The organism is Metallosphaera yellowstonensis MK1, assembly GCF_000243315.1.
Taxonomy (GTDB): Archaea; Thermoproteota; Thermoprotei_A; order Sulfolobales; family Sulfolobaceae; genus Metallosphaera; species Metallosphaera yellowstonensis.
Map to the genome: position 1 here is coordinate 167,312 of NZ_JH597770.1, position 23,382 is coordinate 190,693.

The following is a 23,382-nucleotide window of genomic DNA, read 5'->3' on the forward strand; positions in this document are numbered from 1 at the left end:
CACGAGAGAAAAACTTTTCCCTCATTCAATCATTTCAACTTCCTTGAGACTCCTCACTTTCCTTACCTTTATATCGTCGTAGAAGTTGAACCTATCCAGGAGTACTCCGTCCACATATGCCCTCTTGGCACCCAAGTAATCCAGTTCGTATATATCCCCAATGTGGATTACGGGGAATCCACTATATCTAGTAGCGTACCAAAATATTTTGGGATGTGGTTTGACTATTCCTACGCTATATGATGCTACCACTGCATCGACGTACTTTAATATGCCCAATTCTTCGACAACTTTAACCATTCTTCTGGTCGCATTAGTGACTAGAACTACACGTATCCCTTCTGATTTACACCTCTCCAAAAAATCCACAGCGTCATCGTACAGGTACCACTCTGAGGGAAAGTAATTTCCTTGAAGATCCTTCAATATCTCGCCTCGAGGAGGCAGGCCTAGTTCGTATAGGACTTCCCTTAGATCAACGGGATTTAGCCCGATCTCATTTGGAAAATTAGATTTCCCCATGGATTTCACGAGAGCCCTGAAAACCTCCTTGGGAGTCCTATCGTAGCCCCAGTCCTTGAGTATTTCCCTAATCCTCTCGTAGGCTAGAGGTCTGAAGCCGACTAGGGTCTCACCGACATCTAGGAGAACATTTGAAGTCATGTATCAAAAAAGAGCTATTTAGATTTAAGTATTGACAACGATTAACTATATAGATTATTTAGCTTCTTCTACTACTACCTTATCCTGGGAGGCCTCCTCTAGGCTCTTCAGCTTGGGTTCCTTTATGGCTACTATCGTTAGTACTGCCCCTATCACACTCAACACGGCGAGCATCTCTAGAACCCCCTTTATCCCTATGCTATAAAGCAATTCACCGAAGAAGAACGTTGATATAGCGGCGCCGGTCTTTCCTGCAGCTGCGGATATTCCGTGGCCGGTGGTCCTATAGCTAGTGGGGTAAACCTCTGAGGGTATCACGAATGTTGTGGTGTTGGGACCAAAGTCTATGAAGAAGTAGGACAGAACGTACAGGGCAAAGGCCATCTGAGTAGGGATGAGGAAACCAGTAACCTTTGTGCCACTAGTGATCATGACAAAGGCTACGATGGCATATAAGATAGCCATAACTATGAAGCCTTGGGTCTGTATTAGTTTTCTGCCCAGTCTATCCATCAAAGCAACCGCTGTGAAATAACCAAAGAATCCTACCATGAATGGGATTCCGGCATAGATTATCTCTGTTCCTACCGAACTTGGTTTTCCTAGAAGAGAGCTCACTATGGGACCTGAGTATATTCCTGTACCATATAACGCCGCATCCACCAGAAACCATGAGCCTGCAGTACCAATGAGGAGGGCCCAATACTTGGAGAAGAATTCGCCTATGCTCATCCTTTCCACTTTCACTTTAGCGGGCGCAGTTACGGACTCTGACAATACAAAGGACACCGCCTTAGTTAACTGTTCAGTGTCGCCCTTGAGTGCTGCATATCTGGGAGTCTCGGGCACCTTTCTCCTCAGATATATCACGGTGGCTGCTGGTATTGCACCCACTAAAGCCATAACTCTCCACGCGAGATCTGGAGGGAGAGTAAACGCCGATATAGCACCGACTGCAACAGCTACTACACTACCTACCCCTTGATTAGCGAAGACTAACGCTACGAGTTTTCCCCTATCCTTGACGTTAGCGTACTCACTCATTATCGTAGCAGATATGGGATAATCTCCCCCGATTCCGAATCCGACTATTGTTCTAAAGATGATCAGCCACAGAATGTTGGGAGAGAGGGCAGACAGGATCGCCCCAGCTGTTAGTAAAGACGCCTCAACCCCGTAGACTTTCTTTCTCCCTATCAAGTCCCCCAGTACCCCAAAGAACAGTTGACCAACTACGGCGGAGAATATGGCCGACGACGTCAGCAAACCAGTGTACAGGGGGTTCAGGACGAACCCTGGTAGCTTATATGCTGAGAAAATATCAAGTATAGCCCCTATAATGAATAAATCGTAGGCATCAGTGAAAAATCCCATACCAGAGGTGTACCAGATCTTTATGTGATTGAAGTTCAATCTGGTGCTGTCCAATCCTTTGAAAGGTTCCATTGGTGTTCAAGCTTGAATCATTGGGCTTTCTTAAAACTTTTACCCATATATTCTACGGAATCTATATGGTACTATATAGGCTATAGTTATTCTCACGAGATCACGTGAAATCTAACATCTTCTTAAGAATATTATATGGGGAGCCAAGACCTCAAAGATTAATTTTAAACCTTTCTCTTCGTGTAGGTAAAGGTATGGACGTAGGAGTACTATTAGCGTCTCTTCTCATGGGGACATTGGAGCTCTCTGAAGCAGGAGCGGTATCGGCAATTTACGCGGCAGCTTACGAATCCTGGAAACCCTACGGCTATGCCCTAATAGGAGTATGTTTGGTGCTCGTTCCAACTTTCACTTTGGGAAAGTTGATAGCCCTTCTGCCTATAAATTACGTCCTGATAGTAGGAGCTATTTTGCTTGCTTACTTTGGCTTCAAACTCCTGAGGAGTGCTAGGAGGTCCTTCAAAGGAATAAAGAGAGCTCATGAGGAGAGAGAAGGGATGGGAGTCGTGTTGACCGTGGCCATTACGGAAGCTCTAGAGGATGTCCTCGTCATTTTGGCACTGATTCCTCAAAGCTACTCTTCAGCCCTTGTGGGTACTGGGCTGGCTGCGGTCTTAGTCCTGGGTTTGACGGGAGCCCTGAAAAGTAGGATAGCTAGGATCAGGCTACCACATCTCAAATTCTTTCTCTCATCCCTCCTTTTTTCCTTGGCCTCCCTTTGGGCATTGGAAGTTCTCTTAGGAGTTTCTGAAGTCTTGTTCCTGCCTCTGCTCCTCTTATTCTTGGCTGTGAACTACCTTATAATAAAGGTGTAGGCCCGCATGAGGCTGACCAGTGGGTTCCGCGACCTGATGATAGCGTCGCTCCTATGGGGCACAATAGGGATAGCAGTGCAGTTAGCCTACAGAGACGGTGGATCCTCATACGGCATAGTTTTTTACAGGTCTCTTTTCTCCGCGATCCTCTCCATCTTTATTACAGATAAGAGTAAACTGCTCACAGTTAAGGCGGTAGCTTTGGGTGTGATAGCGGGGATCTTTTACGAGATATATGCCTTCACAATCATTTACGACGGGGCTCCTCTCTCATCGTTTCTTTTGTACACGGCCCCACTCTTCGTCTCGATTTTCGCCTTTTCTCTATTTGGCGAGAAAATAACGGTGACCAAGCTCCTGGCTTCATTACTGGTGGTGGGTAGTCTGTATCTCTCTTACCTGGGTACACCATCTATTCTTCAGGTACTGTGGGGTGTGGCCTCCGGTGCCTCTTACGCTGCATTAATCTCTGTTTCCAAATATCTTCAAACGAAACAAGTGACCGACTGGGACTTAGTGGGTGCACAATCCCTATGGTCTCTGATACCCGTCGGTTTAGCGGTTCCCTTCTTCAGGGAGGGATTGTTTAGCCTTGGTTCAATCTGGGGAGGAGCTTTCCTTTGCATTATTGGTACCATACTTCCTTACTATTTTTTCTATAGAGGTGTCAGGGTGATGGATTCCACCATAGCTACCATAATATCTGCTCTAGAACCAGTCTTCACTACCCTTCTGGCCTATCCGATCCTTGGCCAATATCTCACGCCACCAGAAATTCTTGGAGCGATACTGATCCTAGTGAGTTCCATATGGCTAGGAATAGACCGTAGGACATAGTTCCACTAGAGCCCGAACAAGCTTTTCATCACACCGTATGCTGCCAACGATGAGACTATAGCTATGACAGGTGAAGTCATCCATCCTCTAGCTACTTGCCTGAGCTGCTTTCCTACATCCTGGCCATAACTCCTTAAGCTCAACCCCATAATACCGCCCATTATGGTTTGGGTAATCGAAATTGGAACTCCAGCTAAGGTGAAGAGCTCAGATATGATGTCGCTCCCAAGAAGAGCTGAAGTTGCGCTCAAATATCCCATTCTGGTCAATCTGAAGCCCACAACTATGGATGCCTTCTTGGAACTAAAGTATATTCCCAGGGCTGCAGCTAAACCGTAAGTGGGAAAGATCAGAAAGGGAGGTCCAGCCAGAAGACCCTCGGAAACAATTATCCCTACCGCGTTTGCCCCTGTCACGAAGGACGTAAAAACGGAGGAAGCCAGTATTAAGAACTTGTACACTCTCATCTCTCTTAGCACTTCCTTCTCTCTCCTAGTGAGTCTTGCCAGCAGGAGGTAGAGACCAAGGGAGCAAAGTATGGCAAGGAGAGGAGAGAAAGACCAAGATGCCACGGTGAACCAAAATTTGCTCCAGTCTAACTGGAGTTGTCTGGAGAGCAAGACTAACACAGCCAAGGACGGATATATCATCTGGCTCAGAGATGAAGGTATCCCCATCTTATTGAGATAGTAGAAGGAGATAACTGATGCGAAGAATACCGAGAACACTGCAAGCTGAAGATATATCCCTTGACCATTGACTGTCCCGTAGATACTCTTTTCCATGGACAGACCCCCTAGGCTAACTCCAAGGAACATACTTATGGAACTGAGGAGGTAGGAGTACTTCCTCTTGAGGGCATTAGTGGAGATCAATATTCCCAAGGCAGTAGCCGCGTTGTTACCTCCAACTACAAAAGAAGATATCAGACCTATTAAAAATAGTCCCATACTTAAATAATCCATTTCTTATGCCTTCCGCTTTGTTTCATTTATATGTTTTAAAAATTCCTGGATAGCGGCCCTTATGAGTTCACTCCTATTTGCGTAATTTAGTTGCTTATACACTTCATCCATCTTCGCTATCAGTTCTACGGGAACTTTAAGAGTTACAGTTTTTGTTGAGGGCATGAGATCGACTTCAATGAACCCTCCCTCATCAGAGAAATCATTTGCCATCTGGCTACCCTGATGTCCTTCCTCACGCAGACTAGATAAACCTTTCTGTATGAAACGCTATTGAATCTTTTAAATTACAGGAGCTACCAAGTTAAGATTTAAAGTATTTAATACAGAAGTGCGTTGGAAGAAAAATGATCAATATAATACGATATTGCCACTATAGATGTTTGATAATATATGTAGATTTTTCATAAATCAATTAAAATCGTTCATAAAATGATAGACCGGGAATGTGTGTTGAATGGGTTTTAAGGAAGAGTGGTGAATTAACTAGGATGCATAAGTGGTGTTACGTCGCATCGAGCCCAACTTCTAATAAAGCAATAGTATTGTGAGCTACCCACCCCTAAAGGAGGGAACTTCCTCCAATGGGATATCCCATAGCACATCAGGGTCGGAGCGACGTTATCTGGTTCTTGGCTCTACTCTATCCAAATGGTGGAGGGCGAGGTCCACGGGTATTACGGACTGTCCCAGCCCGAAGGCACGGATACTATGCCATTGCCAGTACTGGCAGTAGGTGAGCTAGGTGTGGCCCCTCAGATCCTCGCCCAGGTGTCTCGGTGACGTTTGACCCATCGTTGGCCGTTAGTGATAGAATATATATCAAATTATTGTTTAAATCCTGGAGGCTATCTATCTCCGGTATAAATGGCGAGGTTTTCTTCCCAAACCCCTCTTTTATAACCGGCCCAACACGTTCAGAGGGTTACGGGTTTAGCTATTAAGAGTTAGGTACCGCACAGTGCATGCGTCTTAATATGTTACAGCAGTTGTCAGATTTTACTTTGATTACAGGGCGCTAACTAAGGAAAAATCCCACAACTGCTGTATGTTAATTGAACAAGGGACCATTTCATTTGTAAAAGAGTGTCACGAATCCTCTAGGTGAAGAACTATCCATCATACACATTACAAAGGAGTTAGGCCTTATCTTTGCTATAGTATTCTTAAAGAGATCGACCTGTTCGTCCTCTGGATTGTAAATCACAGCCACACCTTTCACATCCTTAGGTAAAACCATTTGTAACGTGGCTTGTACGTTCGAAATGACCTTTAAAGGAATAGACACATTTTTCGAGAAACCAGACTTCGTCAGAGTTCGCGTTATGAAATCCTCATGTGTCACTTTTGACAAGGTCTCACTGATATATCTTTCTTACTCTCACTTATAAACTTCTCTTTCTATAATGAATAAAATACTAGAAAATGGTTTGTCTATTTTCTATCCAAATCTCCTCCTTTGTATCTTTCCTTACGCACTCTGGTGCTTTCAGGAGATCTTATATGACCTCCTCGCCATAAAGGCGAGGGTTCCCCGAGTTGAGGGTTACACCCCCTTAAGGTGCTACTCTGTTGTGGTCCACAAGAAAGGAGATAGGTTTCTTAGTTGTTGACACGAGTGAGTTGGTGGCCCTCCTGAGGACGTTCAGTGCACCGTTCAGGTTGCTGTGCAGTCTGGATCCCAGGGGCAGTGGACTACTCCCCTCAGACTCCTTTCAACATGGACGTCGTGGTAGGCACACCTTCTTGACGTGTTGTACTCGACGACCTCGTGCACCTTAATGCCGTGTTCCTGGGCCTTCGGTTCTATGACGTCCGTCAACTTGCGGTAAGAGCACAAGTTCACAGTGAACTTGTTGCCCTTGTCTCGAGCGACGTTGAACGGGTAGCCCAAGTAGATCGTGGACACACTGAGCGTGAAGTGTCTTGATTAGGTGGGACGCGAAGTTCCTGTAGAGATGAAGCCTTCTGGTTAATTTCCCGTGTAGTCTCCTCAACTCCCCTAGCAACTCCTCGTATGCAACAAGTTCCGCGATGTCTCTCGTCTTGTCTGTCAACGATTGTACCCAGGAGATCCTCTTCTCCAAGTGGAAGTAGTCCTCCTTTGTCCTTATGCCCCTGTACAAGATCCAGGTGTCGTCTACCTCAACGCTCGCCAACACGTTTATTCCCAACGATGGACGCGACCTTATTCCCCTTGGGTGATTCGATCTATATACTCTTCCTCTCACCCTTCACAATGTGTTTCGACCTGTTGCCCTTCCTCGTCGTCTCTACACCTACCTCGACCGGGATAGAGGCGTATCGGGCGTTCTCCACGTCGTCGTAGTGTATCTCTAGCCTCCCCTGTTTCCCGTACCACCTCAACCTCCCAGCGAACTCGACATCCACGTCGAAGTCCTTCAGGACCAGCTGGTCCTGCTCGTCCACGACCTTCCTGTCCTGCCTCACCACGAGTAGTAACTTCCTTGTGTCCCTATCCTTCCATTACTTGGGTGGGCCGACGTGGTTAATATGGGGCAGAAGTTTCCCTTCCTTCCTCAGCTTTAAAAGAGAGAAGAACGACGACCAGGCCTCGTTGATCTTCCGCATCACGGTCTATGCGTTAGCACTACCAAGTCCCTCCTTGTACTTCTCGTAGTGCTTGTCCCACGTTGTGTCTAAGTCCACGTGACATTTTTGGAAGAACTCTCTCCTCTCGTAGTTTATCTCATTGACAGCTTGGCCTAGAGGTTCGCGAGCCTCCTGAGTTTCCTCTCCTGAAAACCGTTCGGTAACAGACGTACGACGTCCGTTCTCCTGTTCGAGTACTCAACCTCCTAGATGCTCTCTTCCGGCATTGCGAGAGAGGTCGGCTCCCGCTCCCCAAGAATTTGACCAGAGGAAGGCATCCTGAGAGGAAGAGGGATTCGAAGCTTAAAACCTTAATACAGTGAGGCTATCCGTCATCGCTTCAGGGAGGCGAGGTTTTCTGCCCCTTTGAACCCCATTCCTTTATAACTTCTGGTTGCGAGAAATCTCGTAAAACCATAAAGTTAGCTTTATTTGTTTTCGTGTATAGTGAGAAATCATGTCTTCACCAGATGATCAGAAAACAAACGAAAAGCAAACGGTCACAATAAGAGGAGTCGACTCCAGGCTGTATGAGAAGTTGGTCAAGATGGCTAGAGATACTGGAAGGACAGTAGGTGAACTGACTAACCAAGCCATGAGCCAGTTCCTGAGCACACTATCAGAAGCTGAGATGTTGGCTTACAACATTAAGGATGGGGTAAAGAGCACTGGAAAGGCGTTCCTTGACGGTTTTAATGAGACTAAGAAGGACGTCATAATAATATCCAACTTAGGTGAGGTAGTGATAACTAAGGCTGAACTGAATTCGGCTGGGAGGCCTGTCTCCTTTAGGAATATAACGAAATTGGTCTTCCCGGATATGGATCAAGATACAGCAGACAAATTTATCGACTCCATAATATCGGTGGATGAAGTAGCGATACCGCCCAACGTGAACAAGTTAATGTTGCTGAGAAAGTGTAGGTTCGTGAAGAAAATAACTGTTCTGAGCCAATGAGCTACTGTCTTTCTTATTGATTTTGGGTAAGTAATATAAGAGAGTTTGTTATGCAGTCAATACCTTTAAGCCTTGAGCGTTGCATAAAGTGTTTCTATACTCAGAGAAGCTTCCTCCATGTAATCCAGTATATCATCCATGAAGATCACGACGTCCTTGAGCTGGAGGAGACTGATTATATCTGTGCTCTTCTCAGCCTCATATAGCTTCTCCATCAGGACGTCCTTTATGTCATCTCCGTTCCTCTCAAGTAATTGGATTTCTTTCCCTACCCTAATGGCCTCTCTCATGTCAGACTTCATGAGTGACACCATTGTAACTAACTTTTCCCCTGCCTCTAATATTGTAGAGAGGTAGGTTTGGAGGCCTTCACCTAAGGCCTTCAGTAACTCCCCATCAGGTCTTCTGGAAGAGATGGCCCTAGCCGAATCCTTGACGGCCTTTATCGTATTATAAAGTGCCTGGTTGAGCATCATCATGGATTCCTTGAAGTCTGGAAGAAAGGCCTCGCCATAAAGCAACGATACGACTTCTTCCCTAGTCATCGCTACCCTCTCGTAGATCGCCTTTATCTTCACGAGGTCAGCTGATAACGACCCTCTATCTCCTTCTAGGACTTTCTTCACAAGATCTTGAAGTTTCAGGATAGACTCGTCTATACTCTTGGCTATCTCAAAGGTTTTAGAGAAGATTACCTCTTCCTTATTTATTGAAAACTTAAGCACAAGGATAATACTCTATACAAATTTAAAAAGTTCTTCATCTTTTGACACCTGAGACCCCGTCCGTAACGGTAGACCCAAAATCACCTCCTTGAAAATAAATCTATATTATTAATAAGCGGTCCTATTGATTTAAGTAGAAAATCTCTTAGATAGAATAAATCATCAGAAAACAAGAGTATTAGGAGTAACCTGAACTCCTCCCTCCTCACCTCCCCCTTGAACACGGTGTACAGGGAGTAGAGGACCACGGCCAGCACGAAGATCAACGTGCGGAAGACGAACTTGGTGGAACTGGTGAAGGGGAGAAAAGCCTTGATGTTCCGGTAAGAGGTCTCTATGGGACCCCTCACCTTGTTGTACAACTTCAACACCTCCCCCTTCGGTAGGTCGAGGTTCGTAGCCCTAGCGAAGTAAACTAGAGTCCTCTTCTTTCTCCTGACCTTCTCCTTGCTGTACACGAGGAGCCTGAACTTGACCTGCTCGTCCCTCCTGTGCCTCTTACTGTTCGTCTCGTACTCGCCGTCGAACTCCTGGTAGACCTTCACGTCCCCAACAGGGACGGCAATTATGTACTTGAACTGCGAAACGAAGTTGAGCACGTCAACCGTGTAGAAACCAGCGTCGAGAGTCATCAACCTTACCTTGAACCCCATGGCGACGACTTGCTCCACGAGGGCCTTCACGACCTCATCCTTAGTCATCCCGTTCACTTGAGTAATGAAAGCTAGTAGGAGCACTTTCCCGTCAAACTTAGTCGTCGCAGTTGCGTAGTTCCAAGAGTTTCCCTCCTCCGAACTCCCGAGCCCCTCCACCGGTCTCCCGTACCAGGTCTTGGTCGTCCAGTCTATTGAGAGGTCTATCTCCTTGACTCCCTTCAGTACCTCCAAGGATATCTTCCTCACTTGTTCCAAGAGTTTCTCAATAACTTCCACCCCCTGCTCCTCCACGTAATTCCTCACGGTCTGTGGGGACACGCCGTACGCCCTCGACTTGTTCTCTACTGAATCGTTCCATAAACACGCTGAGATGAGGGTTCTCGCCACCTCTTCCCCTTTCTTTCCCTTGAAGTTCAGCACGGAAAGTAATTTATATCCTATTTGTTGAAGGTTGTTTTGGTGAGGGAGTACCGGTGTTACCATCTCACTTACTCACGTGGTAATACCACATCTCCCTCACCTTAAACCTTTCTTCAACTGAATTCTTAATACTCTTATAAATTTCTTTATCTTTTATAAATTCGATATTATCCTACCAGAAATATTTTTCATAATATGATTTTGGGTCTACCGGTAAGGGCGGGGAGCTAAGTATAAATGTGAATCAAAATATAAAAAAGATTGGGACGTTCCCTGAAAGCAGAAGTTAAAGTAGCAGTACAGGGGAAGATTCTGAACCCTAACAAAGAGAAGAGGCATAAACTGAACGTCGTTCTGGAGAAGTATCTAAAAGCTGTGAAGTTCTTCGCTTCCTTTAAGATCAAGGATAAGAATCTTCTCCAACAGAAAGCGTACGAGGAGGCTAGAAGGAGGTTCGGTCTATCTTCCACTCTCACGCAGACTGCTAGGGACAAAGCAGTAGAACTGGTTAAGGCTAATGAGGGAAGAGAATTTCACGTGCATGAAGTATCAATGCGAGTGAACTACCGTGCTTTCAAGCTCGTGAGGAGGGACACTAAGTTAACACCTTATTGGTTATATCTTCAGCTGGACGGTGATGGTGTGTGGTATCCAGTACAGTTGGGGGAAAGACAAAGACAGATGATAGTTGACGCCCTCTCTGACGATGGCGAGTGGTCTTTGCAACAGGTTGAACTCGTAAAGAGAGACGGAGAGTGGTACGCCTACTTCACCCTTGAAAAACCATTCAAGGATTTTGAACCACAAACACCTATAGGGATAGACCTGGGTGAAAGGAACTTAGCCACAGTAGTGGCACTAGTTGACGACAAACCGACAAAGGGCACCTTCTTCAAGGGATCTAGAATCAAGGAAGTCAGGCACAGGCACTTCAACATTAGGAGGAAACTACAGGAAAAGAGAAGGTTGGACGTGTTCAAGAGGCTGAGAGGTAGAGAGAGAAGGATCGTGAACCATGAGCTTCACGTTATCTCCAAGGAGATTGTGGAATACGCTAAACAGTTCCCTTCTCCTGTGATAGTGATGGAGAAGCTCACGGGTATTAGAGAGAACTTCAGGAGGGGTAAGAAACTCAACAGGAGGTTTCACTCCTTACCCTTCAGGAAGCTACAGAAGATGGTGGAGTACAAGGCTAAGATACAAGGAATCAAGGTGGTATACATAGACCCTAAGAATACGTCCAAGACTTGCCACAGGTGTGGGTACGTTACCCACGTTGAAGGAAGGGAATATCGCTGTCCTAAGTGCGGTCTCAAGTACAACCGTGACCTGAACGCGGCTATTAACGTAGCCCGTGCCTTAACGAGAGGTACGGGTCGGGGATACGTAAACACCCCGAAGGGGAGATGAAGGTGTGTCGTGAAGACCACTGGAAACCCCAAAGCCCCGTCCGTGAGGGCGGGGTAGTTTACCTTTCGTCTATGGGGACATATCTTCTTCCTAAATCCCCTACATATATTGCCTTAGGTCTGATGAGTTTGTTATCCTTGAGGTATTCGTCTACGTGAGCGGTCCAACCTACGACCCTGGCTGAGGCAAAGATCGTAGGGAATACATCTGGGTCGAATCCCAGGGCGTAAAACACTAGACCTGAGTAGAAGTCTACGTTGGGATATATTCCTCTGTTCCCAAGTATCTTGATACCTATCTCCTCTACACGTTGGGCAATCTCAAACAGTTCCCCTAACCCCTTCTCAGTCGATAACTGTTTGGCATACTCCCGTAGAATCTTTGCTCTGGGATCCATGGTCTTGTAGACCCTGTGTCCAAACCCCATGAGTCTTTGGCCAGAGCTTAACCTACTCAGGACGTATTTCTCCACGTTATCTGGGGATCCAATCTCAAGGAACTGTTTTAATGCCTCAGAATTTGCTCCCCCATGAAGCGGACCTTTAAGTGCAGATATTCCAGCCACCACGGAGGAATAGATGTCCGAGAGCGTCGACGCCACTACTAGACAAGCGAACGTGGACGCATTCATTTCATGATCGACGTGTAGGGTAAGGGATACATCCATGGATCTCACATCGGTGGAGGACGGCTTCTCTCCGTGAAGCATGAAAAGGAAGTTTTCCGCGTGGCTCAGATTAGGGTCAGGTTCCACAAGGTCCTGTCCTCTCCTGGTCCTCTGTATTTGAGCAACTATAGTTGGCATTTTTGATGTTATCTTGATGGCCTTCTGAATAGTGTCCCCATCTCTTGAGTCTTCTAGTCCCATCATGCTGACCGCTGTTCTAAGCACGTCCATGGGATTGGCGTTCCTAGACACCTGCCTGACGAAGCTAGAAATATGATCTGGCACTTTCCTCTCCTCGGCCATTAATTTCCTGAAGTCCTCTAGTTCCTTCCTCGTAGGCAACTTTCCGTACCAGATTAGATATGCTACCTCCTCGAAGTTGGAGAAACTAGCCAAATCATATACGGAGTATCCCCTGTAGTAAAGTCTTCCCAACTCACCATCTATGAAAGTTATTGAGGTCTCCTTGATTGCTACGTCCTCAAGTCCCTTCTTTAACTCCAACTGACAACTCCCTCAATTTATTTAATGCCCGTTCCTTATCTTTTTTCTCCAATTTGGCCCTACTAACCACATCCTCCAAGGTAATAATTACCTCATATGCGACTTTCCTATTAACTGGAAAAGGGACGCCGTCCTTACCACCAATTGCAAAGGCATATTTAAAGGGATCATAGGGTGTGTCCACGGGATCTTGATAGGAAGGCGGCTCCCTATAAATCAAGTCGGAGATCAGACTGAGAGCCCTCGCAGTTGAAGGACCTAGGCCCAAGAGCAGAGCCTCCTCTAAATTTCCAGGATTTGCTTCCCTAAGTCTCTCCAGGATGGATTCAACTCTCGTTACGTCGACAGGCCTCATATAAACGATCCTAGCCTCCCTAGATATGGCCCCGATAGTCCCTAAGTTCAACCAAGTGTCCAGGCTGGTACCCCTGATTACTGATTGAAGACGTAGATACTCTTGGACTATTTTCCTCGGGTTCTCCCGGAGAAGATCAAGGAGAGCTCTCTTAGCACCTTCCTTGGGAAGGACGTTGAGTACAGCGTCAACTCTGGCTCCAGATATACCCTCATGAGGCTGATCAACTGGATCGCTCACTGACCTCCAATGATATCTTCTCGCGAACTTGGTATCCACATTCATGCCCTGCTGAATCACAGCCCACTCGCTCTCAGTGACCAGGAGTGAGTGATGATAGAGTTCGTGCCCGTCTTGGAGGAGAGTGGTGTCGACCTTGGCAACGAGCCTACTGATTCTCCCCAGCTTTGTTGCGTCCACGTTTAAGACACTCGAGATCTTCTCCAATTCCTCCTGAACTTGTAACGATGCCCTTCCCTTACCTCCAAGGACAGCCAATCCGTCCTCCTTAGGGTTCACGGACTCCTTCACTATCCCTAGGGTTACAGTGGTCGAACCTGAGGAGTCCCAATCCATTCCAATAACGTTGTTGAATCCCTGAAACCAAAGCGGATTAGAGAACCTTTGTACGACCTTATCTGGACCCCACTCCAGGAGCATGACGTCCAATAAGGCCCTAGACATGCGCTTCATTATTGGGATCAACCAATTGGGAACCTTACCGTTATGCAGGGGAAGGTCGGCTACTCCTGTTATCTCCACGTGTTTATTTAGCTCGCCATAATATATAAAGGACGTGATATTCTGGGCCACCTCGGACATCCATTCTCCTCGTTATCTGGACGTATTCTTCTCATCTAGGAGAAATCTCCCTCCATCCAATCTGATCCTCCTGGCTGGAGATCTCGTAGATAAGGGGAGAGTGATACACTTTGATCCTATTTACAGAGCCCTAAGTTCGACGAGCGTAATAGCTGTTTTCGGAAACGAGGACTTCAGGGAAGTCAGGGACGAGTTCAGGAGGATGTATCCCAAGGTGATATGGCTGGAAGATGAATCTCACACCGTAACCCTTGACCATATGACCATCGAGGTGGTGGGAAGTGAGGGGATAATATCCAGGCCGACAAAGTGGCAAAGGGAATTAGGAATTAGCGAGGAAATTTATATGAAAAGATTTGAAAAGATAAATAAACTACTCTGTGATAGTAAGGCTGACTACCTGATCTTATTAACGCATTATGCCTCCTCGTACGTCACCGTCACAGGAGAGAGGAGATGGGCCTACCCAGAACTGGGTTACCCACTCGTCGAAAACGTCGAGTGTAAACCGGATTTGGCCGTTCACGGTCACGCTCACAAGGCTACAGTCTTGAGGGCCGTAGTCGGGAACGTAAAGGTGTACAACGTAGCCCTCCCAGCGAATAAACAGATAGTTTCTATTAACGTAGATTTAAATGAAAAGAAAAGAAAATGAGTTTCTTGACACTCACACCCTCTGTTCTGGGGGAAGCTCCTCGTATTTCTTGAACATTAGGTACCATGCCTTAGCGTTGGGTAGCTTCATCCTCATCTCAGCTTCCATGAGAGTGGTCGGTGCACCTATAACTACTTCCTTACCTGGTTCCCAGTTGACCGGTGTAGATACCTTGGCCTTATATGATACTATTAGGGCCTTGGTGATCCTTATGAGTTCTGCCATGTTTCTCCCTGCCTCTATGGGATATTGAGCCATGAATCTTATGGTCCCCTGAGGATCCACTATGAAGACTCCTCTCACAGTAAGCCCAGAGTTCTCCTCCACAAGATCCAATAACCTCGCTAACTTTTTGTCTGGATCCGCTATCACGGGGAACGGTATCTTTATCCCATACCTTTGCTCAATGTCCGTTAACCACGCTATGTGGGAGTATATGCTATCCACGCTGAGCCCCACCAGCTGAACTCCCAGTTTCTCAAACTCAGGATAAGCTTTAGCGAACTCCACGAACTCAGTAGTACAAACTGGAGTAAAATCTGCTGGATGAGCGAATAGGAATAACCATTTGCCCTTTCCGAAGATGTCCTTGTAAAAATCTATCGGCCCTGCAGTGGTCATTACCTGAACGTCGGGGAACTTCTGATACGTTTTCACCAAACTTTATCACCTGAAAGTTAAAAGAGCTCTTAAGTAAAATTAGTTTGCATCAATGGCTGGATCGGATGACTATAAATTCTTCAGTGCATACTTTTATTCTCATACCTCACTACTCCTTCTCTTTGAATCACGTCAATCACAACGTTCGTGACCCAGTTAAGGGCCGGGCCCCTTATTCCAAATCTCCTCAACATTCTGAGGAAGAAGGGTATCCTTAAGGCAGCACCTGCCGCCAGTGGATGACCCCCTCCTCCAAGACTTACCGCGAACCTTCTTATGTCCACATTATTACTCCTGAAAGATATGGACTTCCCGTTTGCCGAGACGAAGACGTCTGCTCTGTTCCTGGTCATGAGATATTGTGAGGCATAACTTATGTCTGGGGGTCCCTTCCACCTTATGGCAATAACTACCCTTATTCCGTTGACCTCAACTACCTTCGCGTATTTTTCCAACTCCTTATATCCTCTCAGCTCCCTGTCTACCTGCTCCTCTAAGATCCTTTGAAACTCGTCGTTCCAAAGAGTTCCCTGATAGAAAGTCTCAATCAACTTCTTCTTCCACTGGAAGTCCCTGTTGTTCTCCACTACCCTCCTGAGTTTCTCCCCTAACGGGTCGTTGTGAAGCCAAATGTCCACAGAACAGTCAGCTGAGGCTAGCTTCCTAGAGATTTCGTCCTCTGGGTTCATGACCTTATTTATCACTCCTGCTCCACACGTCGTGACGTCATGATGTACCTCTACGCCGGCCTCTTGAAGTTGCCTCTTCCACTCCTCTTTCCACACGTGATGGTCAAACCACTTTATGGTAGCCCCCTCAGCCTTGAGTCTCCTCACGGCCTTCAGTACTGAGGAGAAGGTGGACTCGTTTAGGCCTAGATCGGCCAAGATTACGGTATTAACTCCTCTCAACTCTAACTTGGAGAGGAGCTCATGAACCCTCGTGGGTTCTGTGAACCATATGGATTTTGGGAGAGAGCCCACTGCCCTGGCATAAACGGAGGCAGAAGCCGTACCGTCGAAGTCGTTGTGGACTATGGCGTAGTAACTCATTTCCATGTCTAGAGTCCCGCTTTACTTAAAAATGATTCCGTCAGAGGGAGTGACCACTCCCCTGTAGAGGAAATCCACTTGCCTGAGAAACGCGTAGTAGTCGAACTCATTGAGTGCGGATACTGAGTCCTTAGGAACAACGATGCTATACCATCTCAAGGCCGCACTACCAGCTGTGTGGAGGACGCATATGTTAGCTACCGTTCCGATGATCACGAGAGTCCTGATGCCTTTTACGTCAAGATAATAATCCAACGACGTGCCGAAGAAGGCGTCGTATCTCAACTTCTTGACAACAAAGTCCTCCTCGGTAGGTTTTAGCTCATCCACAATTTCAGCTCCCCAGGTTCCTGCAACTGCGTGCTCACCCCAAATATTGAACTCAGGATCTTGCTTCATATGCCAATCCTGGGTGTAGATCACCCTCACTCCTGCCCTTCTGGCTCTATCCAAGAGTTTAGATATGGGGTTCTATAGTCGCCTCCGCCGCTGGGCGTAGAGCTTACCTTACCTCCCTGACGAGATCGTTCTGCATGTCCACTACTAATACTCCTGAGCTTCTAGAGTCCAGTTCCAGGTTATCCGTTTCATTAATTGGAGGAATCTCTACTAGCTTGTTATCCATAGTACAGACTGTAACGCTTCTACGTAACTACTGGTTATTTTTAATCACTTCTAAATATCGTTTTGACAAGTTGTGTTTACATAGTATCACCGAAGTAGTTTTTATTGATGATCCCCTAACTGATGACGGGCACTGCTCACGAGGTTTGGGGAGTGATAAAGGTGTGGATGGGAGGGTATTGAAGTTTCCCTCGACTAGCCCCAATGAGTTAAGGGTGACCCTGTATGATCCCTTAAGAGGGGTGCCCGTGGTGGAATTAGAAGTAATTAAAGAAGGTAAGTTACGCCACGGGTAAACACTAAACACCTGACAAAATAATATACTCTACAGCAGTTATGGAACTTTAACGTTGCTGAAGTTTTCATCAGTCCCGGAGATCCGCCTGAACGGACTCGAGAACCTAGGATTTCCATGACTGCTGTTATTTAAAAATCTCTGACGTTTCTGAAGGTACATCCCACTGCACTGAAAGGTTTTAGACCTCATATCTTAGTGCAACAGCCGGTTCTATTCTGGACGCCCTATAGGCTGGAATAATTCCGGCTAGGAGGCTGAATACCGCCGTTATTCCTATAACCTCCAGCATAAATACAGGTTCGAAAACTGGAGTAACGTGTCCTCCGAAAGGATTAGCTCCTCCAGATCCTCCTCCACCGAAAGAATTAGCTCCTCCGGGTCCTCCTCCACCAAACCTCCCTCCTCCCGAGTTGGACAAAGAGGTGAGAAGGTACCCCATACCTACACCAGCTCCCACACCAGCGATCCCACCTATGAGTCCCATCATTATGGACTCTGCCATGAAGAGTATCATTATACTTCTCCTTGTGAAACCTATTGCCCTCAGAACACCTATCTCTCTAGTCCTCTCCACTACAGTGGTGAACATCGTGCTCAATATACCCACGAAGGCTACTATGAATGATGATGCCCCAGCCACGAATAGTAGGCCGTCAATAGAGGCAGTGGTCTGATTTATTAGGGTGACGAACTGCTCCACTGAGACTACCCTCACGCCTTTGCCTAATGTGTTCTGGATCTCTGAGGCCACTTGGTTGACTTGAGACACGCTGTCTACAACCACTATTGCCCCAGAATATTGATCCCCATAATATTGTCTACCGACTATGGATTGCACTATTAGGGATTGATCTACGTCGGCGAAGGCGCTACTGAACTCGTTGAAATTGCCCGTGACTAGGAAGGTTTTTGTCACCTTTCCCTCTGGGGTGTTCATCACTACCTGGATAGTTTGCCCCGTCTGATATGTTGGTTGAAGGGGATATTGGGGATGAGCGATGTAATATCCCACCACGGCCCCGAAGGCTGAGTAAGGAGATGGATACTGTCCAGTTTGGAGTGTGAGACCTGGGAACGCCGCCTGTGCCTTTGACATGTCTATGGAAAGGATCTCGGTTCCCGTAGGTCCGCTAGGTGTTTGTATGGTGGCTGGAATGAGATAATAGGGTACGACCTCCTTCACTCCCTTCAGTTGTTGTATCTCTTGGATGACGTAAGCGTTCAGGTTTGAGTTCCCTGGACTCACAAACACGTCGTTTGGAGAGGTGCTAGAGAAGAGATTGTGGTAGATAAGGTTAGAGAAACCTAGGGTCAAACCCGTGAGACCTACCACTATGGCTGGCCCTATCAGGATCCCGAGAATAGTGAGACTAGTCCTAAGTTTCTTTGACCTAAGGGCCTGGAAGGACAGGCTCAAAACGTCTCCCATCCTCATTTCTTCCCCCTCCTTAACACATAGATTATGGCCGATGTTATTACTAAGACTACCACGATATAGATCAGGATAGGAAGTACATTCTGCCTAGAGTGATGCAAGAAGTGAGTCTGATTCAAGTTGGTTTGAGTTAAAGTGTACGCGAGTTGATAGGTGATGTTGTGTGGTTGATACAGCGAGTCCTCGTAGGACACGACTATGTTAACATGTTGAACTCCTCCTTGGGAGGGAGTGAACGTATAGGAGAAGGGGGTTGGGCTGTTGGGTGGGACGCTACCTATGTACGTAGGACTTCCATTGACGTAGACGGTAACGAAGTTAGCCGAGGCGGTGCCGAAATTATTAAGGATGCCGTTCACGGTGACGGTCCCGTTACTTACTAGGGCACTGGGTTGTTGTAGAACCAACTTCACCAACCCCGTAGAGATCAAGGAAAAGTTGTATACCTCTTCCTGGGATGAACCTCCTGGGAGGAGGTACTCCACGGTTAGGCCCAGAGGGAGGGAGGAGGTGCTGGTAACTGTGGGGAGCATCACTAGACCGATGTTCTCGGCCCTCCCCGGATATAGCGTCCCTAGATCCACCGAGTTCTGAGATATCGAATAGAGTGATGGTTGGGAGAAAAGACGGAGCTGAACGTTATAGAGGGGAACTTCTGCCGTATCTAGTACTCTAACAGTGATGTTATTGGGAACTCCGTAGTATACGACTGAAGGTAAGACCGAAACCGATACGAGTTGTTGCGAAGGTATTACGTTGAACGGAATTGTGTACTCTAAGGTCTTAGTGACTCCCTGATAGTTATAGGACACTATCAAACTCAGGGGATATGTCCCTACCCCCAGACCCTGAGGGGCGTAGAGCTGGTATAGGAGAGTTACGTTCTCACCGGCGGCAAGATAGTTAACGGTCTGGTTACTCATGCCCACCAGTGAAATCCCCTGTCCGGTCAACCTCACGGAAACTGACGACACTGGGGTGGAACCTTGGTTAATGAGCACAAGGGGGAAGGACTGTTGAGAACCCTGGTAGATGGTTGTATTACCATATTGGAGAGAGATCTCCTCTGATGGGTACACATAGATAGCTACCTTGGAGTGATAAACCGAAGTCCCGTAATAGGATGAGAAGGAGATCGTATAGGGTATGGTAACGTAACCTGGAGTGAGATTGCTAGCTAAATTGAGGTTGAAGGACACCTGGTAAGAGCCGAATGATTGTATGGATGGAACCAGAAAGTTGGTGTAGGGAGACGAGATGCCTGACGGCAACTTCAGGCTAACATTGACCCCGCTTATGGGATATGGGAAGGGGTTGGCGAGGATGAAGCTCAGTGGTACGCCTGTCATCCCTGGGGTAGGAATCAGTTGATCCTGTGGGCTCCCCCAAGTGGGATCAGAGAGCGTGGGACTAACGTTAAAGTAATTGACATAAATGTAAGTGGTAACCGACGCTTGGAAAGTTTGACCCAACTCCTGATAGCTCACCTGGAAATTGATCGGGTAGACCCCTGGGGCAGTCGTGGGTGAGACATCGAAAGTGAAGTTATATGTGGACTGACCATAACCAGAGGAGGGAGTGAAATTGGTGAAGGCTAAGGAGAGGCTGGATTGCGTGACGATGGAATCAACGAAATAGTTAACCGAGGAGTTCAACCTCAGTATCACAGAGACAACCGAGGAGGGTGTTCCCCTACCTTGAGTGGCGTAAACCTGGAGAGGCGACTTAGGGTAGATGGAAATCTCCAGGGGAACCTTGGAGCTAAAGGTCACATTGGCGTTACCAGAGGTTATGTTGAAATTAGTGGCATAATAGTGGTATCCCAAGTAGTTCATGAAACTGACAGTGTAATTGAGGGTATAGCTACCTGGTGAAGAAAGCTGGCTCACGTTGACTAACTGAGTCACCTCTTGGATTCCTTGTGCCGGAATAGAGGAAGCTGTGAAGAGAGCGTATCTTTGTCCTCCCTGGCTGTAAACCCCCTTGGGTAAAGACACGTTTATGACCACGTTGTCCTCAACGTGATCTGAGGGATTAGCTACCTGGATAGTCAGTGGAACTAACCCCTCGCCAACGAAGGCCTGCTGAACCGTAGAGACTCCCCATTGCACGCCTACAGGAGTGGGGAAGTTAACGCCATAGACCGGGACCTGGAGGGTGAAGGTCTTCCCTTCCACGCAAGTGTAAGCGGCTATATTTACCGCGTAGGTCACGGTCACCCTAACTGGATAATAGCCAGGACTCGTGGTATTGCTTACAGTGAGATAAAAGATGGCCAAGGATTCTCCATTAGCTGTTGACGTAACTCCCGTGGAAGTTTCTCCGACTACCGTGAAAGGGGATCCGCTCGGGACGGAGATGCTCATGCCTATGATCGTTGCATCTACCTGGGAGGCCTCAACATAAAATGGGAAGTCTGTATAACCGGCGTGTGCATTCACAGGAGAGGATGGACTGCCCCAACCATAGGCTATAACATATACGTTTGGAGTGACGGGAGTCGAGTAATAGACCTGCGGAAGCGAAAGACCGATCAACAGGAACGTGAGGCCAAGGATTGCGAGATTCCTTTTCATACACTGAGGCATCGAGATATATCTTAAAAAGATTATCAATAGTCCATTTTCCGAACTGCCCAAGTTCAATGAGTGGACTCTGGAGAATGCTTTTATTGATATTCAGGCATAGAATCCCATGGAAGTAATAAAGCTGGAGAAGGTAAGCAAGGTATACGGGACCAAGGTAAAGGTCACTGCACTCCAGGACATAGACCTCAGTATAGAGGAGGGAGAGTTTGTGGCCATAGTAGGCCCCTCAGGTAGCGGAAAGACTACACTTCTCACCATAATGGGGACCTTGGCGAAGCCTACTTCAGGTAAGGTGTACGTTTACGGTAACGATGTGACTACAATGGATGACGATGAGCTATCCAAGGTGAGAAACTCATATATAGGTTTCGTCTTCCAAAATTACAACCTCGTCGAGAGAATGAGTGCGGTTGAAAACGTCGAGCTTCCATTGATAGCCAGGGGCGTTTCAAAGAGGGAAAGGAGGGAGACGGCCATGAGGATTCTAGAGACTCTCGGGCTGGGAGAGCTAGCCTACAAGAAACCTACAGAGTTATCTGGGGGACAACAGCAAAGGGTCTCAATAGCTAGGGCGTTAGCACAAAATCCTAAGATCGTTCTTGCTGACGAGCCTACAGCTAACCTGGACAGCAAATCCGGGGAGACAGTACTCAAGACTTTCCAGCAGGCAAACAGGGAGTTTAAGACCACTGTAGTCATTATAACCCACGATCCAGATGTGGCCTCCTACGCTAGAAGGAGGGTTCACCTTAGGGACGGAAGGATCGAAAGGATCGACTAGATGAAGCTGAACTCTTAAACTACAGACCTTGAAAGGCTTCCATGAACAGGTACTACACAATACTGATCCTGGGCGGGATAACCTTCGGAACTGCAGCTATCTTCATCAGATTTTCCTCCCTCAGCCCCTCATTCATAGCCTTCTCCAGGTTCTTCGTGGCTGGGCTCATCCTCTCAAGAGGGAGGTTGAGCCTGAAGGAGATAGCCGGCAAGTGGAGACCTGGACTCCTTTTGGCAGCCCACATGATCCTTTTCATCCTTAGCGTATATAGAACGACGATAATAGATTCCACAGTGTTGGTCTCAACGTCGCCGCTCTTCTCGCTAGCCTTAGCCCACTTTGTGGGGATAAGAACCACTAAGAAGGAGTTAATAGCCGGGTTGTTAGCCTTCCTAGGAATAGTAATCATGAACTACCCGCTACAAGCTGGATTACTCCTAGGAAACTTTCTCGCCATCATTTCAGCACTCACAATAGCCCTTTACACCATAATCCTCGCTAAGGGGTCCACTGAAGACCCCATGATTCTGACTTCCCAGATTTATCTTGCCTCATCGATCTTCTCCTTCCCCTTAGTACTCCTTCAGGGGATAGGAAACGTCAACATGACCTCTTTACTTTCCCTGTTAGGCCTGATAGCCTTACCGACCCTCATAGGTCATACCTCGGTGATTTACTCGTCAGGTCATGTGAAACCCCAACATATAGAGATCATAGGTCTCTTGGAACCTGTGGTAGCCTCAGTCCTCGCTGTGCCTCTCTTCGGGCAAATACCAACATCTACAGAAGTTTTAGGAAGTGCAATGGTGATAGTATCAATCATCGTAATTTTGTGGAGAAGATGAGTGTAGAATGATGAAACACTTTACCTTATTAGCTTCACAAATGTCAAGACTTTACCCGCCCCTGGGCGATTCAGGGCTCCTTTGCAAATTGTAATATCTCTGTTGATTTGGACTTATTCAATGGAGGAATTATTGAATATATTTGACCATTTCACGAAGAAATAAGGAACCCTGTAATATTATTACAAGAGCGAGATAACAGGTCGAGAGGTTGTAGTTGAGGGCTATGGCCCGGGTGATCCACCAGGGGGAGTGGCACTTGCCGAACTCTCCAGGAGGGAGTTGAAGGACTGGTCGGGTTGTTCGACCTGAGGAGGGGCCAGAGCTCCCTGGGGGCGAGGAGGTAGGAGAGGAGGGGAGAGCCACGGGTGGGGACGGACTCGGCGAGGGAGAGGATGAGGTCCAGCGCGTCCCTAACCCTCCTGTCCACCCTCCGTTTGAGGTGGACCAGGCAGGTCTGCCTCGCGACCTTGATCCCGGAGCGGGAGATTGCCGTGTCTAGGGCCTTCACCCCGTCGGCTACGACCAGGGTGAGGTTGTACCTCCTCCACAGCCTCACCAGGAGGTCCCAGTAGCTCACGACGTCCT

General features: G+C 47.2%; 24 protein-coding genes and 2 pseudogenes. 8 read left to right on the forward strand and 18 right to left on the reverse strand.

Features of this window, described 5'->3' with window-relative positions; all coding sequences use genetic code 11:
• Window positions 1-21: 21 nt before the first annotated feature.
• Together METMK1DRAFT_RS11580 and METMK1DRAFT_RS11585 are read right to left on the reverse strand one after the other, a co-directional pair.
• Window positions 22-663: an HAD family hydrolase gene (locus METMK1DRAFT_RS11580; protein WP_009074367.1), complete on the reverse strand. Its 642-nt coding sequence runs from the start codon at window positions 661-663 to the stop codon at window positions 22-24.
• A gap of 54 nt (window positions 664-717) precedes the next feature.
• Entirely contained in the window at window positions 718-2,109 is a 1,392-nt protein-coding gene (locus METMK1DRAFT_RS11585; protein WP_009074369.1) for an MFS transporter, read from the reverse strand.
• A gap of 194 nt (window positions 2,110-2,303) precedes the next feature.
• On the opposite strand from METMK1DRAFT_RS11585, the gene METMK1DRAFT_RS11590 reads away from it, so the two are divergent.
• Both METMK1DRAFT_RS11590 and METMK1DRAFT_RS11595 read left to right on the forward strand, forming a co-directional pair.
• Window positions 2,304-2,924 (forward strand): membrane protein, encoded by a 621-nt coding sequence (locus METMK1DRAFT_RS11590; protein ID WP_009074370.1) that lies wholly within the window; start codon window positions 2,304-2,306, stop codon window positions 2,922-2,924.
• A gap of 6 nt (window positions 2,925-2,930) precedes the next feature.
• Entirely contained in the window at window positions 2,931-3,761 is an 831-nt protein-coding gene (locus METMK1DRAFT_RS11595) for a DMT family transporter (RefSeq protein ID WP_009074373.1), read from the forward strand.
• 5 nt (window positions 3,762-3,766) lie between these two features.
• Here the strand turns inward: METMK1DRAFT_RS11595 and METMK1DRAFT_RS11600 are convergent, their stop codons facing one another.
• The 6 genes from METMK1DRAFT_RS11600 to METMK1DRAFT_RS19230 all read right to left on the reverse strand — a co-directional run bounded on the left by METMK1DRAFT_RS11600 (window position 3,767) and on the right by METMK1DRAFT_RS19230 (window position 7,180).
• On the reverse strand, window positions 3,767-4,726 hold the full coding sequence (locus tag METMK1DRAFT_RS11600) for an inorganic phosphate transporter (RefSeq protein ID WP_009074375.1): 960 nt from the start codon (window positions 4,724-4,726) through the stop codon (window positions 3,767-3,769).
• 3 nt (window positions 4,727-4,729) lie between these two features.
• The gene (locus METMK1DRAFT_RS11605) at window positions 4,730-4,939 is read right to left on the reverse strand and encodes a ribbon-helix-helix domain-containing protein (RefSeq protein WP_009074377.1); all 210 of its coding nucleotides are present in this window, start codon (window positions 4,937-4,939) and stop codon (window positions 4,730-4,732) included.
• An 859-nt stretch (window positions 4,940-5,798) separates the two neighbouring features.
• A complete protein-coding gene (locus METMK1DRAFT_RS17865) occupies window positions 5,799-6,071 on the reverse strand; it encodes a DUF4898 domain-containing protein (RefSeq protein WP_281034126.1) in 273 nt (90 codons plus the stop codon).
• 312 nt (window positions 6,072-6,383) lie between these two features.
• Window positions 6,384-6,572, reverse strand: a complete 189-nt coding sequence (locus tag METMK1DRAFT_RS19745) for a zinc ribbon domain-containing protein (protein ID WP_342632966.1) — start codon at window positions 6,570-6,572, stop codon at window positions 6,384-6,386.
• A complete protein-coding gene (locus METMK1DRAFT_RS19225) occupies window positions 6,505-6,900 on the reverse strand; it encodes a transposase (protein WP_009074384.1) in 396 nt (131 codons plus the stop codon). The genes METMK1DRAFT_RS19745 and METMK1DRAFT_RS19225 overlap by 68 nt, the downstream gene beginning before the upstream one ends.
• Window positions 6,901-6,937: 37 nt before the next feature.
• Window positions 6,938-7,180, reverse strand: a complete 243-nt coding sequence (locus METMK1DRAFT_RS19230) for a transposase (RefSeq protein WP_009074386.1) — start codon at window positions 7,178-7,180, stop codon at window positions 6,938-6,940.
• Window positions 7,181-7,796: 616 nt separating this feature from the next.
• Between METMK1DRAFT_RS19230 and METMK1DRAFT_RS11615 the strand changes: the two genes are divergently transcribed.
• Complete coding sequence (locus tag METMK1DRAFT_RS11615) at window positions 7,797-8,297, forward strand: ribbon-helix-helix domain-containing protein (protein ID WP_009074388.1); 501 nt, start codon at window positions 7,797-7,799, stop codon at window positions 8,295-8,297.
• Window positions 8,298-8,362: 65 nt separating this feature from the next.
• On the opposite strand, the gene METMK1DRAFT_RS11620 is transcribed toward METMK1DRAFT_RS11615, so the two are convergent.
• Together METMK1DRAFT_RS11620 and METMK1DRAFT_RS11625 are read right to left on the reverse strand one after the other, a co-directional pair.
• Window positions 8,363-9,022 carry a DUF47 domain-containing protein gene (locus tag METMK1DRAFT_RS11620; RefSeq protein ID WP_009074390.1) on the reverse strand — a complete coding sequence of 220 codons (660 nt, stop codon included), beginning with the start codon at window positions 9,020-9,022 and terminating at the stop codon, window positions 8,363-8,365.
• A gap of 80 nt (window positions 9,023-9,102) precedes the next feature.
• A complete protein-coding gene (locus METMK1DRAFT_RS11625; protein WP_009074392.1) occupies window positions 9,103-10,161 on the reverse strand; it encodes an ISH3 family transposase in 1,059 nt (352 codons plus the stop codon).
• Between the two features lie 198 nt (window positions 10,162-10,359).
• On the opposite strand from METMK1DRAFT_RS11625, the gene METMK1DRAFT_RS11630 reads away from it, so the two are divergent.
• The gene (locus tag METMK1DRAFT_RS11630) at window positions 10,360-11,508 is read left to right on the forward strand and encodes an RNA-guided endonuclease InsQ/TnpB family protein (protein WP_009074394.1); all 1,149 of its coding nucleotides are present in this window, start codon (window positions 10,360-10,362) and stop codon (window positions 11,506-11,508) included.
• Window positions 11,509-11,566: 58 nt separating this feature from the next.
• Here the strand turns inward: METMK1DRAFT_RS11630 and METMK1DRAFT_RS11635 are convergent, their stop codons facing one another.
• Complete coding sequence (locus METMK1DRAFT_RS11635) at window positions 11,567-12,679, reverse strand: citrate synthase/methylcitrate synthase (protein ID WP_009074395.1); 1,113 nt, start codon at window positions 12,677-12,679, stop codon at window positions 11,567-11,569.
• Window positions 12,657-13,796: a DUF763 domain-containing protein gene (locus METMK1DRAFT_RS11640; RefSeq protein ID WP_009074397.1), complete on the reverse strand. Its 1,140-nt coding sequence runs from the start codon at window positions 13,794-13,796 to the stop codon at window positions 12,657-12,659. The genes METMK1DRAFT_RS11635 and METMK1DRAFT_RS11640 overlap by 23 nt, the downstream gene beginning before the upstream one ends.
• 34 nt (window positions 13,797-13,830) lie before the next feature.
• On the opposite strand from METMK1DRAFT_RS11640, the gene METMK1DRAFT_RS11645 reads away from it, so the two are divergent.
• A complete protein-coding gene (locus tag METMK1DRAFT_RS11645; protein WP_009074399.1) occupies window positions 13,831-14,511 on the forward strand; it encodes a metallophosphoesterase family protein in 681 nt (226 codons plus the stop codon).
• A gap of 12 nt (window positions 14,512-14,523) precedes the next feature.
• On the opposite strand, the gene METMK1DRAFT_RS11650 is transcribed toward METMK1DRAFT_RS11645, so the two are convergent.
• From METMK1DRAFT_RS11650 to METMK1DRAFT_RS11660, 3 genes and pseudogenes are all read right to left on the reverse strand, one after another.
• Entirely contained in the window at window positions 14,524-15,168 is a 645-nt protein-coding gene (locus METMK1DRAFT_RS11650; RefSeq protein ID WP_245544641.1) for a peroxiredoxin, read from the reverse strand.
• 83 nt (window positions 15,169-15,251) lie between these two features.
• Complete coding sequence (locus METMK1DRAFT_RS11655; protein WP_048087987.1) at window positions 15,252-16,223, reverse strand: DHH family phosphoesterase; 972 nt, start codon at window positions 16,221-16,223, stop codon at window positions 15,252-15,254.
• Between the two features lie 21 nt (window positions 16,224-16,244).
• Window positions 16,245-16,848 (reverse strand): annotated as a pseudogene (locus tag METMK1DRAFT_RS11660) (cysteine hydrolase family protein).
• A 70-nt stretch (window positions 16,849-16,918) separates the two neighbouring features.
• Here METMK1DRAFT_RS11660 and METMK1DRAFT_RS16725 point away from each other — a divergent pair.
• Window positions 16,919-17,143, forward strand: coding sequence for a hypothetical protein (locus METMK1DRAFT_RS16725; protein WP_009074408.1), 225 nt, complete (start codon window positions 16,919-16,921; stop codon window positions 17,141-17,143).
• A 180-nt stretch (window positions 17,144-17,323) separates the two neighbouring features.
• Here METMK1DRAFT_RS16725 and METMK1DRAFT_RS11665 read toward each other — a convergent pair whose 3' ends face one another.
• Both METMK1DRAFT_RS11665 and METMK1DRAFT_RS11670 read right to left on the reverse strand, forming a co-directional pair.
• A complete protein-coding gene (locus tag METMK1DRAFT_RS11665) occupies window positions 17,324-18,580 on the reverse strand; it encodes an ABC transporter permease (protein WP_009074411.1) in 1,257 nt (418 codons plus the stop codon).
• The gene (locus METMK1DRAFT_RS11670) at window positions 18,577-21,156 is read right to left on the reverse strand and encodes a COG1361 S-layer family protein (protein WP_009074413.1); all 2,580 of its coding nucleotides are present in this window, start codon (window positions 21,154-21,156) and stop codon (window positions 18,577-18,579) included. Before METMK1DRAFT_RS11670 ends, METMK1DRAFT_RS11665 begins: the two co-directional genes overlap by 4 nt.
• A 118-nt stretch (window positions 21,157-21,274) precedes the next feature.
• Here METMK1DRAFT_RS11670 and METMK1DRAFT_RS11675 point away from each other — a divergent pair, with 118 nt between their 5' ends.
• Together METMK1DRAFT_RS11675 and METMK1DRAFT_RS11680 are read left to right on the forward strand one after the other, a co-directional pair.
• Complete coding sequence (locus METMK1DRAFT_RS11675; protein WP_009074414.1) at window positions 21,275-21,949, forward strand: ABC transporter ATP-binding protein; 675 nt, start codon at window positions 21,275-21,277, stop codon at window positions 21,947-21,949.
• A 41-nt stretch (window positions 21,950-21,990) separates the two neighbouring features.
• Window positions 21,991-22,794, forward strand: coding sequence for a DMT family transporter (locus METMK1DRAFT_RS11680; protein ID WP_009074415.1), 804 nt, complete (start codon window positions 21,991-21,993; stop codon window positions 22,792-22,794).
• 129 nt (window positions 22,795-22,923) lie between these two features.
• On the opposite strand, the pseudogene METMK1DRAFT_RS15745 reads toward METMK1DRAFT_RS11680, so the two are convergent.
• A pseudogene (locus METMK1DRAFT_RS15745) lies at window positions 22,924-23,382 on the reverse strand (transposase); the annotation flags it as partial.